The 13,640-nt window shown below is 52.9% G+C and carries 14 protein-coding genes; 8 read left to right on the forward strand and 6 right to left on the reverse strand.

The window, feature by feature from the left end; genetic code table 11:
• Positions 1-64: 64 nt before the first annotated feature.
• Entirely contained in the window at positions 65-730 is a 666-nt protein-coding gene (locus tag HV041_RS21615) for a 7-cyano-7-deazaguanine/7-aminomethyl-7-deazaguanine transporter (protein WP_003837818.1), read from the reverse strand.
• 168 nt (positions 731-898) lie between these two features.
• Between HV041_RS21615 and tusA the strand changes: the two genes are divergently transcribed.
• Positions 899-1,144, forward strand: coding sequence for a sulfurtransferase TusA (tusA, locus tag HV041_RS21620; RefSeq protein ID WP_003023404.1), 246 nt, complete (start codon positions 899-901; stop codon positions 1,142-1,144).
• A 93-nt stretch (positions 1,145-1,237) separates the two neighbouring features.
• Here tusA and zntA read toward each other — a convergent pair whose 3' ends face one another.
• Both zntA and HV041_RS21630 read right to left on the reverse strand, forming a co-directional pair.
• Positions 1,238-3,436, reverse strand: a complete 2,199-nt coding sequence (zntA, locus tag HV041_RS21625) for a Zn(II)/Cd(II)/Pb(II) translocating P-type ATPase ZntA (RefSeq protein ID WP_121585162.1) — start codon at positions 3,434-3,436, stop codon at positions 1,238-1,240.
• 74 nt (positions 3,437-3,510) lie between these two features.
• The gene (locus HV041_RS21630; RefSeq protein ID WP_101742580.1) at positions 3,511-4,137 is read right to left on the reverse strand and encodes a lysoplasmalogenase; all 627 of its coding nucleotides are present in this window, start codon (positions 4,135-4,137) and stop codon (positions 3,511-3,513) included.
• 141 nt (positions 4,138-4,278) lie between these two features.
• On the opposite strand from HV041_RS21630, the gene HV041_RS21635 reads away from it, so the two are divergent.
• Positions 4,279-4,638, forward strand: coding sequence for a DUF2500 domain-containing protein (locus HV041_RS21635; RefSeq protein ID WP_115601351.1), 360 nt, complete (start codon positions 4,279-4,281; stop codon positions 4,636-4,638).
• Between the two features lie 100 nt (positions 4,639-4,738).
• On the opposite strand, the gene HV041_RS21640 is transcribed toward HV041_RS21635, so the two are convergent.
• Together HV041_RS21640 and rsmD are read right to left on the reverse strand one after the other, a co-directional pair.
• On the reverse strand, positions 4,739-5,014 hold the full coding sequence (locus HV041_RS21640) for a DUF1145 family protein (protein WP_121585161.1): 276 nt from the start codon (positions 5,012-5,014) through the stop codon (positions 4,739-4,741).
• A complete protein-coding gene (gene rsmD, locus HV041_RS21645) occupies positions 5,004-5,600 on the reverse strand; it encodes a 16S rRNA (guanine(966)-N(2))-methyltransferase (protein ID WP_048213587.1) in 597 nt (198 codons plus the stop codon). Before rsmD ends, HV041_RS21640 begins: the two co-directional genes overlap by 11 nt.
• 151 nt (positions 5,601-5,751) lie before the next feature.
• Here rsmD and ftsY point away from each other — a divergent pair, with 151 nt between their 5' ends.
• From ftsY to livJ, 5 genes are all read left to right on the forward strand, one after another.
• Complete coding sequence (gene ftsY, locus HV041_RS21650) at positions 5,752-7,278, forward strand: signal recognition particle-docking protein FtsY (protein WP_121585160.1); 1,527 nt, start codon at positions 5,752-5,754, stop codon at positions 7,276-7,278.
• Between the two features lie 2 nt (positions 7,279-7,280).
• On the forward strand, positions 7,281-7,949 hold the full coding sequence (ftsE, locus tag HV041_RS21655; protein ID WP_006687468.1) for a cell division ATP-binding protein FtsE: 669 nt from the start codon (positions 7,281-7,283) through the stop codon (positions 7,947-7,949).
• On the forward strand, positions 7,942-9,000 hold the full coding sequence (ftsX, locus tag HV041_RS21660) for a permease-like cell division protein FtsX (RefSeq protein ID WP_182294267.1): 1,059 nt from the start codon (positions 7,942-7,944) through the stop codon (positions 8,998-9,000). Before ftsE ends, ftsX begins: the two co-directional genes overlap by 8 nt.
• A gap of 253 nt (positions 9,001-9,253) precedes the next feature.
• Positions 9,254-10,108, forward strand: coding sequence for an RNA polymerase sigma factor RpoH (gene rpoH / locus HV041_RS21665; RefSeq protein ID WP_003023425.1), 855 nt, complete (start codon positions 9,254-9,256; stop codon positions 10,106-10,108).
• A gap of 271 nt (positions 10,109-10,379) precedes the next feature.
• Positions 10,380-11,483, forward strand: coding sequence for a branched chain amino acid ABC transporter substrate-binding protein LivJ (gene livJ, locus HV041_RS21670; RefSeq protein WP_140168316.1), 1,104 nt, complete (start codon positions 10,380-10,382; stop codon positions 11,481-11,483).
• A 195-nt stretch (positions 11,484-11,678) separates the two neighbouring features.
• Here livJ and panM read toward each other — a convergent pair whose 3' ends face one another.
• Positions 11,679-12,062, reverse strand: coding sequence for an aspartate 1-decarboxylase autocleavage activator PanM (gene panM / locus HV041_RS21675; RefSeq protein WP_115602373.1), 384 nt, complete (start codon positions 12,060-12,062; stop codon positions 11,679-11,681).
• A gap of 423 nt (positions 12,063-12,485) precedes the next feature.
• Here panM and livK point away from each other — a divergent pair, with 423 nt between their 5' ends.
• The gene (gene livK / locus HV041_RS21680) at positions 12,486-13,595 is read left to right on the forward strand and encodes a high-affinity branched-chain amino acid ABC transporter substrate-binding protein LivK (RefSeq protein WP_086523487.1); all 1,110 of its coding nucleotides are present in this window, start codon (positions 12,486-12,488) and stop codon (positions 13,593-13,595) included.
• The last annotated feature ends 45 nt before the right edge of the window (positions 13,596-13,640 follow it).

Here is a 13,640-nt window from a genome sequence, read left to right on the forward strand (position 1 = left end):
TCCTTTCGATAAACGGCCATAACGGCTCATTCGTCCATCTTATCACAACTCGGAAAATGAACCTTTAACTCGTCTGCAATGCAGCGATTTCGGATTTATCTGCCAGCCTTTTCAGCAACATATTCAGCAGCACGCCGTACATCGGCAGGAAGAAAATAATGCTGATCAGCACCTTGAAACAGTAATCGACCAGCGCGATTTCCATCCAGTGCTCGGCCATAAAGGCATCCGGGCTGCGCCAGAAGGCGATAAAGAAGAAGGCTAACGTATCGCTGATGTTGCCAAACAGCGTGGAAGCCGTTGGCGCCAGCCACCAGCGACGGTTCTGACGCAGGCGGTTAAAGACATGCACATCCAGAATTTGTCCCAGCGCGTAAGCCATAAAGCTGGCGGCGGCGATACGGGCGACAAACAGGTTAAAGTGCAGCAGTGCGCCAAATCCCTGCCATGATCCCATATAAAACAGGGATGAAACGACATAGGAGATCAGCAGCGCGGGGATCATCACCGCAAAGATGATGCGTCGTGCCAACGGCGCGCCAAAAATACGCACGGTCAGGTCGGTGGCGAGGAAAATAAACGGAAAGCTAAACGCGCCCCATGTGGTATGGAAACCAAAAATGGAGATTGGAAGCTGCACCAGATAGTTGCTGGAGGTGATCACCAGCAGATGAAATAACGATAGCCAGAACAACGCTTTTACGCGCTGAGTTTGTGTAAACGGAGTCATATTGTGACCTTTTTGTTGGATGGGGTGAGGGAACCCAATAAAAAACCGTCGCATGATACTGCTTTAAGAGCACATTGCAATGGTTGTTTTTCACGCAATCGTTAACCTGATTGGCTTACGCCACAACAGAGCGTAAAATAACGCCGTTTTTGAATGAACGAGACTACGATGAGCGATCTGTTTACCTCTCCCGACCATACTCTTGATGCCCAGGGACTGCGCTGCCCGGAACCGGTGATGATGGTGCGTAAAACCGTACGTGGCATGCAGGCCGGTGAAACACTGCTGATTGTCGCCGACGATCCGGCAACAACCCGCGATATTCCTGGCTTCTGTACCTTTATGGAGCATGAGCTGGTGGCTAAAGAGACCGACTCGCTGCCGTACCGCTATCTGCTGCGTAAAGGTCACTAGTTTTGTTTGCCGGATGGCGCTAACGCTTATCCGGCAAACAAAGAACGTGTAACCCGTAGGCCGGATAAGGCAACGCCGTCATCCGGCAAAAAACTATCCTTTACGTAACAACCGCAGCGCGTTAGCAGTCACCAGTACCGTCGCCCCCGTATCTGCCAGTACCGCCAGCCACAATCCGGTTATCCCGAGCAGCGTGGTGACGAGGAAAATCCCCTTCAGGCCAAGCGCAATCGCAATGTTCTGGCGAATATTGGCGTGGGTGGCCCGCGCCAGTTGAATCATTTGTACCAGACCGCGCAGGCGGTTGTGGGTCAGGGCGGCATCGGCGGTTTCCAGCGCGACGTCGGTTCCGCTCCCCATGGCAATGCCGATGGTGGCTGCTTTCATCGCCGGAGCGTCGTTGATGCCGTCGCCAACCATCGCCAGCGGCGACTGTTGGTTAAGATGGGAAACTGCCTGCACTTTATCTTCCGGCAATAGCCCCGCTTTGAATTCAAGGCCCAGTTCACCGGCAATGGCGGCCGCTGCACGTGGGTTATCACCAGTCAGGATCACCCCTTTCACGCCAATCTGATTAAGTTCGCTGATGGCGGTGCGGGCATCGTCGCGCAGCGTGTCCTGTAAGGCCAGCACGCCGAGTACAGTATCGTTACGCAACACCAGCACCACCGTTTGACCCGCGCTTTCCAGCTCGCTTATCTGCCCGGCAAAAGCGTCGGCAGGTTGCTTCCCGGCGGCGCAAATCAGCACGCGCTCGCCGTCGACCCGCGCTTCAATGCCAGATCCGACTAATGCGCGCTGTTCTTTCGCGGCAGGTATAGTCAGCTCGCGCGTTTGTGCTTCCCGAACAATCGCCTGCGCCAGCGGGTGTGTCGCGCCTTGCTCTACCGCTGCCGCCAGCGCCAGCAGTTCAGCCTCGCCAATACCGCTCGCCGGATGAATCGCTGTGACGCGCGGTTTACCCACGGTCAGTGTACCCGTTTTATCAAACGCGACCTGCGTGACTCTTCCCAACTGTTCCAGCGCGGCCCCGCCTTTGATTAGCGCGCCACGACGCGCCGCGGCGGCAAGACCAGAGGTAATGGCTGCGGGGGTTGAAATTACCAGTGCACATGGGCAGCCAATCAGCAGCAGCGTCAGCCCTTTATAAATCCACTCCTGCCAGGATGCGGCAAACAGTAGCGGTGGTACAAGGGTAACCAGCAGCGCAACCGCCATAATGGCTGGGGTGTAAATCCGGCTGAAACGGTCAATAAAACGCTCAATGGGGGCGCGACGTTCATCCGCTTCTTCAATCAGCTTCAGAATACGGTCAATGGCGCTGGCGCCCGGTTCGGAGAGCACTTCCAGCGTAACCAGACGGTCCACGCTGGTGGCACCCGCCGGGACTTTCTCGCCGGTGGCGCGTTCAACCGGGATCGATTCGCCGGTCAGGGCACTTTCGTCAAAGCTGGCAAAGCCGGAAACCAGTTTGCCGTCGGCAGGTAAACGCCCACCCGCGGCCACTTCGATAACATCGCCAGGGCGGAGGCTATTAATAGCCACCTCTTCGCGCTCGCCGTTACGCAGGCGCGTGGCGGTTTCCGGTTTGAGCGCCATCAGCGCGCTAACCCCTTTACGGGCACGGCTGGCAGCCCATCCTTCCAGACGCTCGCCGATTAAAAACAGCAGCAGTACCATGGCGGCTTCCGCCGTCGCGCCGATAAACAGTGCGCCGATGGCGGCCACGCTCATTAATGTTTCAATGGCAAAGTAGCTGCCGGTTTTCATCAGACGCAGAGCCTGACGGGCAATGGGGTACAGACCGACCAGGGTGGTGGCGATAAACGCTATCTGACCGAAGGGATGATTGAACTGCTCCAGCCCCCAGCTAATCGCCATCATGATAATCAGCGAAATCAGTGGCAGATTTTCTTTAAACCGCGATTCGGGGGCTTCTTCTGGTGCCTGCTCATCACGCAGGGTATAGCCTGCTTTCTGCACCGCGTTTTCAACTTGCTTGCGGATATCGGAACCGGCGTCGACCACCAGTTTTTCGGTGGCAAACAGCACCTGAACCTGGTTAACGCCGCTGACCTGGCGGACCGCATTCTCTACTTTTCGGGCGCAGGCCGCGCAGTCCATGCCTGCCACTTTCCAGGAATAGCGAGTCCCGTCAACGGTATCGGATACGGGTGGTGTAGTGGAGCAAGTTCCTTCGCAGCAGCAGTCATCAGCCTTCTTTGGCGCAGGCGCTGGCTTGAAAGAAGAGAATTGTGGGGCTTTTTTGCCACTGGTATCAGGTGTCGACATGGCATCCTCCGGTTGATAATCATTTCGTATTAACCGGAGGATACACTCTGGAGTCGACTCCAGAGTCAAGCATTTTAAAGATACAACGAACGAACAATCAGGAAATGTCCGGCGAAGTAGCAGGCGGCGGCAATGGCGTTATCGGCGCGGAAGCGGCGACGGTAATGGCTACCCAGCCAGACAATATTGCCGATGAACAGGAGCGATGCGCCCATAAATGCCGACAGCGCCGGAGCGGTTGGGCGGAAGAACCATAGTTCGCCAGCCATCCAGACCATCATCAGCGTGATGCCGATAAAGGTACAAATAGCGATGCGCAACTCTTCCAGGCGCGTCCAAATCACAGCAATCAGCAACGCACCTAACACCAGCAGCACCAGCGGTAAAGGCCAGAAGAACGACAGCGTCATTTGGCTGGCGAAGTAAATGGTATACAGCAGGTGTGACAGGAAGAATGCCCCAACTGCGTACAGCAGGCGTTGGCGCGGCAATAGCGTCAGCGCGTCGCCCAGCAGTGAAGCCAGCAAGCCGGCCAGTACCAGGTAACTGATAGCGTTAAACATTGGCGCCTGCCAGGCCAGCAGCGCCAGCAGGAGTAACGTCAGGGGTTTAAAGACCCAGCGTTGCCAGGCAGGCCCACGATAGGAAGCATCCACGAACAACCATGCGGAAAGGCAGACAGCGATAAACGACCAAAGCATCTTAGTTCCTTGAATTCGTTATTTTTTCGTAAGCGGGGTGCTTACGGCTCTATTGTCCAGTGTAGAGGTCGATACTGCCAGATGACAACACCATAACGGGCAATGTATGCTTATTTCCGCATTTTCTGATGGGTTAATAATATGAGCAAGCCACCACTTTTTTTCATTGTTATCATTGTCTTAATCGTTGTCGCCGCGTCGTTTCGCTTTGTTCAGCAGCGACGTGAAAAAGCGGATAATGATGCCGCGCCGCTGGTGCAAAAGCAGGTGGTGGTGACGAATAAGCGGGAAAAGCCGCTAAACGACCGACGCTCCCGTCAACAGGAAGTGAGCCCGGCGGGCACCAGCATGCGCTATGAAGCCAGCTTCAAACCGCAAAGCGGCGGCCTGGAGCAGACATTTCGTCTGGATGCCCAGCAGTATCATGCGTTAACGGTTGGCGACAAAGGTATACTGAGCTACAAAGGTTCACGTTTTGTTGATTTTACGCTTGAACGCTAAGGTTTCATTTGGCTGATGCCGGATGGCGGTTTACGCCTTATCCGGCCTCCTGGTTTTGTCGTCCCGGCTCGCTATGCGATACCAGGCAAAGTGAGCACCATTACTTCTTCAACTGATCTCTAATCTTCTTTTGCCACACCAGTAGCTCAAAGACGCCAAACAGAAAAATACGCACTTTCTCGCCGCTGGTCATCTGTGGGCCATCTTTCGGCATGGTTGATTTCAGTAGCGCCAACTGCATGCCGTGCATCAGCACCATAAACACCAGAGCCACATTCACGAAGATATTGAGCGGACGTGGGAACGGTTGAAAAATATTCAGTAGCAGGAATGCCCAGACACACAGCATCAACAGACGTCCCAGATTAATCAGCATGTTGCTCTCCTTGTGCTTCACGTTGATACAGACGATAAGCAACCTGCCCAGCCACTTTTTCTCGGTATAACGACCAGTTAACCGGAACCGGCGGCAAACCGTTTTCAACTTCGCTTTCCACGTAAATATACGCTTCGTTTGCCAGCCAGCCGCGAGTTTCCAGAAGAGTTAATGTTTCTTCCAGTAATCCTTTACGAAACGGCGGATCCACAAACACCACGTTATGCGGCGTACCGGCCTGAGCCAAAAATGTCAGGGTATTGGTGTTGACCACGCGGGCATGGGGTGCTTTCAGTGTGGCGAGATTCTTTTGCAACTGCTGAGATACCGCGCGATCCATCTCCAGCAGCGTGGCATCTGCCGCATAGCGGGAGAGTGCTTCCAGACCCAACGCGCCGCTGCCGGCAAAGCAATCAAGGCAACGGGCATCGACCATCACCGGGGCCAGCCAGTTAAACAGCGTTTCGCGTACACGGTCGGTGGTCGGACGCAGGCCGGGGCTGTCCGGAACCGGGAGTTTACGGCCACGCCATTGCCCGCCAATAATGCGGATCTGGCCGCTACCAGAGTGATTCGGTTTTTTCATTTCAATTATTGCTCAATCCGCTGCTGACGTGTCATTCCAGGCGGTGATGTGAGTTAAGTTAAGTGATAGACTATTTCATCATTTTTTTAGCTGCTATGTACATAGCGTTGACGCTGTGCCATGAAGCAACAGCGGGGGAGTGTAGTCGCAAATGGCGAAAGAGAAAAAACGTGGCTTTTTTTCCTGGCTGGGCTTTGGTCAAAAAGAGCAGGCACCGGAAAACGAGACAGAAGTAAAAAACGAAGAACAACAACCGGTTACTGAAGAAGCTACCGTCGTTGATGAGCCGTCACGCGCGCAGGAAACGCATAGCGAGGCGGAAACAGAAGCCTTTGCAGCTGAAGTCGTTGAAGTCACTGAACAGGTTGCGGAAATCGAAAAACTGCAGCCGGAAGAAGAACCTGTCGCCGAACAAGCGCAGCCGGAAATTGAGCCGGTTGTTGAACCCGTTGCTGAAACTGTAGTGGAAACGCCAGCGGCGGTGGTTATCGAACACGAAGAATTACCGCTGCCGGAAGAGGTGAAAACCGAAGACGTTTCTGCCGAAGAGTGGCAGGCCGAAGCGGAAACCGTAGAAATCGTTGAGGCGGTTGAAGAAGAAGCCGAAAACGAACCGCAACTGACCGACGAAGAGCTGGAAGCGCAGGCGCTGGCCGCTGAGGCCGCTGAAGAAGCCGTCATAGTGGAGCCGCCAGAAGAACCTGCTGTAGAAGAACCGGTAGAAGAAGAGGTGGTCCAGGAGCAGGAAAAACCAACCAAAGAAGGTTTCTTTGCGCGCCTGAAACGCAGCCTGCTGAAAACAAAAGAAAACCTCGGTTCCGGATTTATCAGTCTGTTCCGTGGTAAAAAGATCGACGATGATCTGTTTGAAGAGCTGGAAGAGCAGCTGCTGATCGCCGATGTGGGCGTAGAAACGACCCGTAAGATCATTGCGAATCTGACTGAAGGTGCCAGCCGCAAGCAGCTTAAAGATGCGGAAGCGCTGTACGGCCTGCTGAAAGAAGAGATGGGCGAGATTCTGGCGAAGGTTGACGAACCGCTGAACGTTGAGGGCAAAACACCATTTGTTATCTTAATGGTTGGCGTCAACGGTGTGGGCAAAACCACCACTATTGGTAAGCTGGCGCGTCAGTTTGAGCAGCAGGGTAAATCGGTGATGCTGGCGGCGGGCGATACTTTCCGTGCGGCGGCGGTAGAACAGCTGCAGGTATGGGGTCAGCGTAACAATATTCCGGTGATTGCTCAGCACACCGGCGCAGATTCTGCGTCCGTTATCTTTGACGCCATCCAGGCGGCGAAAGCGCGTAACGTAGACGTGCTGATCGCTGATACCGCAGGGCGTTTGCAGAATAAATCGCACCTGATGGAAGAATTGAAAAAAATCGTTCGCGTGATGAAGAAGCTGGACGTTGATGCGCCGCATGAAGTTATGCTGACTATCGACGCCAGCACCGGGCAGAATGCGATAAGCCAGGCCAAACTGTTCCATGAAGCGGTGGGCTTAACCGGTATCACTCTGACCAAGCTGGATGGTACGGCGAAGGGCGGGGTCATTTTCTCGGTTGCCGATCAGTTTGGCATCCCTATCCGCTATATCGGTGTGGGCGAACGTATCGAGGATTTACGTCCGTTTAAAGCGGGCGATTTTATAGAGGCACTTTTTGCCCGAGAGGATTAACAATGATTCGCTTTGAACATGTCAGCAAGGCCTATCTCGGTGGGAGACAAGCGCTGCAGGGAGTCACATTCCATATGCAGCCTGGCGAGATGGCGTTTCTGACCGGCCACTCCGGCGCGGGGAAAAGTACCCTGCTGAAGCTGATTTGTGGAATTGAACGGCCCAGCGCCGGGAAAATCTACTTTAGCGGGCATGACATCAGCCGTTTGAAAAACCGTGAAGTGCCGTTTCTGCGTCGCCAGATCGGCATGATTTTTCAGGATCACCACCTGTTGATGGACAGAACCGTCTTCGACAACGTGGCAATCCCACTGATCATTGCGGGTGCCAGCGGGGACGATATTCGTCGTCGCGTGTCAGCGGCGCTGGATAAGGTCGGGCTGTTGGACAAAGCGAAGAACTTCCCGATTCAACTCTCCGGCGGTGAACAGCAGCGTGTGGGCATCGCCCGCGCGGTGGTGAACAAGCCTGCGGTACTGCTGGCGGATGAACCGACGGGGAACCTGGATGACGCGCTGTCAGAAGGGATCCTGCGTCTGTTCGAAGAGTTTAATCGCGTCGGGGTAACGGTATTAATGGCGACGCACGATATTGGGCTGATCTCCCGTCGTTCTTATCGCCAGCTTGTCCTGAGTGACGGACACCTGCATGGAGGCCTGGCGCATGAATAGGCGTGACGCTATCAATCAAATCAAACAGTTCGGTGGACGACTGGATCGCTTTCGTAAATCGGGCGGCGCACCGGGTGATGGCGGTCGCAACGCGCCAAAACGTGCGAAAGCGTCGCCAAAACCGAACTCGCGTAAAACCAACGTCTTTAACGAGCAGGTACGTTATGCGTTCCAGGGCGCGTTACAGGACCTGAAAAGTAAACCGCTGGCGACATTTCTGACGGTAATGGTTATCGCTATCTCACTGACGTTGCCAAGTGTTTGTTACATGGTCTACAAGAACGTGAACCAGGCGGCAAGCCAGTATTACCCGTCCCCGCAGATCACCGTATATCTGCAAAAAACGCTGGATGATGATGCGGCGGCACGTGTGGTGGGGCAGTTACAGGCCGAACAGGGCGTGGAGAAAGTGAATTACCTCTCCCGTGACGATGCGCTGGGCGAATTCCGTAACTGGTCTGGCTTTGGCGGCGCGCTGGATATGCTGGAAGAGAACCCGCTGCCCGCCGTGGCGGTGGTGATCCCGAAACTGGATTTCCAGGGCACGGAATCACTGAACACGCTGCGTGATCGTATTGCACAAATCAACGGTATCGATGAAGTACGCATGGATGACAGCTGGTTTGCACGACTGGCGGCGTTAACGGGCCTGGTCGGACGCGTTTCCGCGATGATTGGCGTGCTGATGGTGGTGGCGGTCTTCCTCGTCATCGGTAACAGCGTGCGTCTGAGCATTTTTGCGCGTCGCGATACCATTAACGTACAGAAACTGATTGGTGCGACGGATGGATTTATCCTGCGTCCGTTCCTTTACGGCGGCGCGCTGCTGGGTTTTTCCGGCGCATTTCTTTCACTGATTTTGTCAGAAATTTTGGTGATGCGACTGTCATCAGCGGTGACTGAAGTGGCACAGGTTTTCGGAACGAAGTTTGATATCAACGGCTTATCATTCGATGAGTGCTTGCTACTCCTGCTGGTATGCTCAATGATTGGCTGGGTGGCAGCCTGGCTTGCCACGGTTCAACATTTACGCCACTTTACCCCCGATTAAAAAATCTCTGGTATAATCTTTCCCTGCACTGAGTAGTTCGCTCTGCAGGGAAAGAGCCCTGTTTTCTCTTCCCGGCGCATTCATCGTGATGTCACATTTTGTGCGTAATTTATACACATTACGACATGGAACTTGTGGATAAAATCACTGTCTGATAAAAGATTGAATGATATTCTCGTTGCTCATAAGCTCTGGCATGGTTGTTGCTATTGGTTTTTACCAACGCCAGATGACAAAGATTGAGAGGATTTGAATGACCAAAGAAATGCAAAATTTAGCTTTAGCCCCTGTTGGTAACCTGGAGTCTTACATCCGGGCTGCGAACGCGTGGCCGATGTTGTCGGCTGACGAGGAGCGGGCGCTGGCTGAAAAGCTGCATTACCAGGGCGATCTGGAAGCAGCTAAAACGCTGATCCTGTCTCACCTGCGCTTTGTTGTTCATGTTGCTCGTAACTACGCGGGCTATGGCCTGCCGCAGGCGGATCTGATTCAGGAAGGTAATATCGGCCTGATGAAAGCCGTGCGCCGTTTCAACCCGGAAGTGGGTGTGCGCCTGGTCTCCTTCGCCGTGCATTGGATCAAAGCCGAGATCCACGAATACGTTCTGCGTAACTGGCGTATCGTGAAAGTCGCGACCACTAAAGCGCAGCGTAAGCTGTTCTTTAACCTGCGTAAAACCAAGCAGCGTCTGGGCTGGTTTAACCAGGATGAAGTGGAAATGGTTGCTCGCGAGCTGGGTGTTTCCAGCAAAGACGTGCGCGAAATGGAATCCCGTATGGCGGCGCAGGACATGACGTTTGACATGTCTTCGGACGACGAGTCCGACAGCCAGCCGATGGCTCCGGTTCTGTATCTGCAGGATAAATCCTCCAACTTTGCTGATGGCATTGAAGAGGATAACTGGGAAGATCAGGCCGCGAACAAACTGACCCACGCAATGGAAGGTCTGGACGAGCGTAGCCAGGACATCATTCGTGCCCGCTGGCTGGACGAAGACAACAAGTCGACGTTGCAGGAACTGGCCGATCGCTACGGCGTTTCCGCTGAACGTGTTCGTCAGCTTGAAAAGAACGCGATGAAAAAACTGCGTGCGGCGATCGAAGCGTAAACTTTCTGCCAAACTGAAAATGCTGATAAACCCTGGATGAAAATCCGGGGTTTTTTGTTTTTATCTCTCCTGCTCTCTCCTGACGTTCTATGCTTTTTGTCATCAAGTTGTTATCTGCATGTCAAATTTAGCTATTCCAAAATAATAAAAATCGGGTATGTTTTAGCAGAGTATGCTGCTAAAGCACGGGTGGCTATCCAATAATCGAAATAAAGTGCTGAAAAACAACATCACAACACACGTAATAACCACAATAATGGGGATTGTCAGGATGAATATGAAGGGTAAAGCGTTATTGGCAGGATGTATCGCCCTGTCTTTGAGCAATATGGCGTTTGCTAAGGATATTAAAGTTGCTGTCGTCGGCGCGATGTCCGGCCCGGTGGCGCAGTATGGCGATCAGGAATTTACTGGCGCAGAGCAGGCGATTGCAGATATCAATGCCAAAGGCGGCGTGAAAGGCGACAAACTGGTCATGGTGAAATATGACGATGCCTGTGATCCGAAACAAGCGGTAGCGGTTGCTAACAAAGTGGTCAACGACGGGATTAAATACGTTATCGGCCACCTGTGTTCTTCCTCCACTCAGCCTGCGTCAGATATCTATGAAGACGAAGGCATTCTGATGATTACCCCAGCGGCAACGGCGCCAGAGCTGACCGCACGCGGCTATAACCTGGTGTTACGTACCACTGGTCTGGATTCCGATCAGGGCCCAACGGCCGCCAAATATATCGTTGAAAAAGTGAAGCCGAAGCGCATTGCGATCGTGCATGACAAACAGCAGTACGGTGAAGGCCTGGCGCGTTCCGTGCAGGACAACCTCAAGAAGGCTAACGCTGACGTGGTGTTCTTTGACGGGATCACCGCCGGTGAGAAAGATTTCTCTACGCTGGTGGCGCGTTTGAAGAAAGAGAATATCGATTTCGTTTACTACGGCGGTTACCATCCGGAAATGGGGCAGATCCTGCGCCAGTCTCGCGCCGCGGGTCTGAAAACTCAGTTTATGGGACCTGAAGGGGTAGCGAACGTGTCGCTGTCTAACATCGCGGGTGAGTCTGCAGAAGGCTTACTGGTAACGAAACCGAAGAACTACGATCAGGTTCCGGCAAACAAACCGATTGTGGATGCGATCAAAGCCAAGAAACAGGATCCGAGCGGTGCATTCGTATGGACCACCTACGCCGCGCTGCAATCCTTGCAGGCCGGTCTGAACCAGTCTGACGACCCGGCTGAAATTGCCAAATACCTGAAAGCAAACTCAGTGGAAACCGTAATGGGGCCTCTGTCATGGGATGCGAAGGGCGACCTGAAAGGCTTCGAATTTGGCGTGTTTGACTGGCATGCTAATGGTACGGCGACAGACGCCAAATAATTTTCCCGGCGCCTTTCGCGCTGCAGATGCGTTGGCTACGTTATTCAACCCCGGTCACTTACTTATGTAAGCTCCCGGGGACTTCATAACTTGCCGCCTTCCTGCAACGTGAAATTCTTGGAAAATTGCGAGATGGTTTTTTATTTTTTGCTCCCAGCATGTAGGCCGGATAAGCGTCAGCGCCATCCGGCTTTTTTATCTTTTTTCCCAGCCATTCTCCTGGGCTGTAAACCCTAACGCCTGCATAAACGCGGCCATCACGCTGCGGTCTTCAACGCCAACATCCGCCATCCACCATGAACTCACGTCAGGGTTTTCCCGGATGACTTCTTCGATCAAATACTGGCCCACACCACGACGGCGGGTGATATCGCGTACGCGCAATGAATCCAATGCGCCTTGTGTGCCGCTCAGGGTTACGCGAACTGCGCCTAACAGACGCTCGTTAAAGCGCGCGGCGTAGATCCGGTGCGTTTCATCTACGCTTAATGATGAGGCGGAATATTCCGGCCAGATTTTGCCAAGATCGATGAGATCCTGATCACTGAAGTTTTCTAAACGAACGATGGTCAGCTTCATTAACAGCATGTCCAAATCACAAAAGATGGAATGAGTGTACCGAAATAATTCGTCCGGATGCTTTCTCTTTTTTATGTGAATAACCAGATTAATAATTTTGTAACAACAGTAATGACAGTTTGAAACCGTAGAGATTGAAAAACAGGCAGAATAATACCCTGGAATGCAGCATTTTATTCCGCTCTTTGTACCGTTATTTTATGCTGACAAACGTGCTTTTTTTTGTTTATCTATAGTGAAAAGCAGAATATTATCTTTTCTTAATCGACTGAAAAATAGAGATTTTAGCCTTATTTTGCTTAAATGACTGCGCTAAACCATTAATGAGACTGGTAAAAATAGTGCAGTTCAAAAAAAGCACAGACTGCTTTTTAACCACATAAATACAAAATATTAATTACGTCACGAATGGGGATTCAGGTAATGAAACGGAATGCGAAAACAATCATCGCAGGGGTGATAGCACTGGCAATGTCACACGCGGTCATGGCGGAAGATATCAAGGTCGCTGTTGTTGGCGCGATGTCAGGTCCGGTCGCGCAGTGGGGCGATATGGAATTTAATGGCGCACGTCAGGCGATTAAAGATATCAATGCCAAAGGTGGGATCAAAGGCGACAAGTTGGTCGCCGTGGAATATGACGATGCCTGCGATCCGAAACAGGCCGTTGCCGTCGCGAACAAAATCGTCAACGACGGCATTCAGTACGTAATTGGCCACCTGTGTTCTTCATCGACTCAACCGGCATCAGATATTTACGAAGACGAAGGCATTCTGATGATTTCTCCGGGCGCGACTAACCCGGAGCTGACGCAGCGTGGTTACGCGCACATCATGCGCACCGCGGGTCTGGACTCCTCTCAGGGGCCGACTGCCGCGAAATACATCCTGGAGCAGGTGAAGCCACAGCGTATCGCCATCATTCATGACAAACAGCAGTACGGTGAAGGCCTGGCGCGTTCGGTGCAGGACAGCCTGAAAGCAGGTAAAGCCAACATCGTTTTCTTTGACGGTATCACCGCCGGGGAAAAAGATTTCTCTGCGCTGATCGCTCGCCTGAAAAAAGAAAATATCGACTTTGTTTATTACGGCGGCTACTACCCGGAAATGGGGCAAATGCTGCGCCAGGCACGTTCCGTCGGGCTGAAAACCCAGTTTATGGGACCAGAGGGCGTCGGCAATGCGTCGCTGTCTAACATTGCCGGTGATGCCGCTGAAGGCATGCTGGTGACCATGCCAAAACGCTATGACCAGGATCCGGCGAATAAAGCTATCGTCGATGCGCTCAAAGCTGACAAGAAAGATCCAACTGGACCGTACGTGTGGATCACTTATGCAGCAGTCCAGTCATTGGCGACCGCAATGGATCGTAGCGGTAGCAAAGAGCCGCTGGACCTGGTGAAAGATCTGAAAGCACACGGGGCTGATACCGTGATTGGGCCGCTGAAATGGGACGAAAAAGGCGATTTGAAGGGATTTGAGTTTGGTGTCTTCCAGTGGCATGCGGACGGTTCATCGACCGTCGCGAAGTAATACCTGAAGACGAGTTATCCCACCGCCCGTGTAAAACGGGCGGGT

Origin of the sequence: Citrobacter sp. RHBSTW-00029, assembly GCF_014104295.1 — a bacterium.
Classification (GTDB): Bacteria; Pseudomonadota; Gammaproteobacteria; order Enterobacterales; family Enterobacteriaceae; genus Citrobacter; species Citrobacter youngae.

What these genes read in the sequence shown, in the direction of transcription:
- panM (WP_115602373.1), bottom strand. Translation starts at nt 12,062, where the DNA reads ATGAAGCTGACCATCGTTCGTTTAGAAAACTTCAGTGATCAGGATCTC.
- rpoH (WP_003023425.1), top strand. Translation starts at nt 9,254, where the DNA reads ATGACCAAAGAAATGCAAAATTTAGCTTTAGCCCCTGTTGGTAACCTG.
- ftsY (WP_121585160.1), top strand. Translation starts at nt 5,752, where the DNA reads ATGGCGAAAGAGAAAAAACGTGGCTTTTTTTCCTGGCTGGGCTTTGGT.
- tusA (WP_003023404.1), top strand. Translation starts at nt 899, where the DNA reads ATGAGCGATCTGTTTACCTCTCCCGACCATACTCTTGATGCCCAGGGA.
- HV041_RS21640 (WP_121585161.1), bottom strand. Translation starts at nt 5,014, where the DNA reads ATGCTGATTAATCTGGGACGTCTGTTGATGCTGTGTGTCTGGGCATTC.
- zntA (WP_121585162.1), bottom strand. Translation starts at nt 3,436, where the DNA reads ATGTCGACACCTGATACCAGTGGCAAAAAAGCCCCACAATTCTCTTCT.
- HV041_RS21630 (WP_101742580.1), bottom strand. Translation starts at nt 4,137, where the DNA reads ATGCTTTGGTCGTTTATCGCTGTCTGCCTTTCCGCATGGTTGTTCGTG.
- HV041_RS21615 (WP_003837818.1), bottom strand. Translation starts at nt 730, where the DNA reads ATGACTCCGTTTACACAAACTCAGCGCGTAAAAGCGTTGTTCTGGCTA.
- livK (WP_086523487.1), top strand. Translation starts at nt 12,486, where the DNA reads ATGAAACGGAATGCGAAAACAATCATCGCAGGGGTGATAGCACTGGCA.
- rsmD (WP_048213587.1), bottom strand. Translation starts at nt 5,600, where the DNA reads ATGAAAAAACCGAATCACTCTGGTAGCGGCCAGATCCGCATTATTGGC.
- livJ (WP_140168316.1), top strand. Translation starts at nt 10,380, where the DNA reads ATGAATATGAAGGGTAAAGCGTTATTGGCAGGATGTATCGCCCTGTCT.
- ftsE (WP_006687468.1), top strand. Translation starts at nt 7,281, where the DNA reads ATGATTCGCTTTGAACATGTCAGCAAGGCCTATCTCGGTGGGAGACAA.
- ftsX (WP_182294267.1), top strand. Translation starts at nt 7,942, where the DNA reads ATGAATAGGCGTGACGCTATCAATCAAATCAAACAGTTCGGTGGACGA.
- HV041_RS21635 (WP_115601351.1), top strand. Translation starts at nt 4,279, where the DNA reads ATGAGCAAGCCACCACTTTTTTTCATTGTTATCATTGTCTTAATCGTT.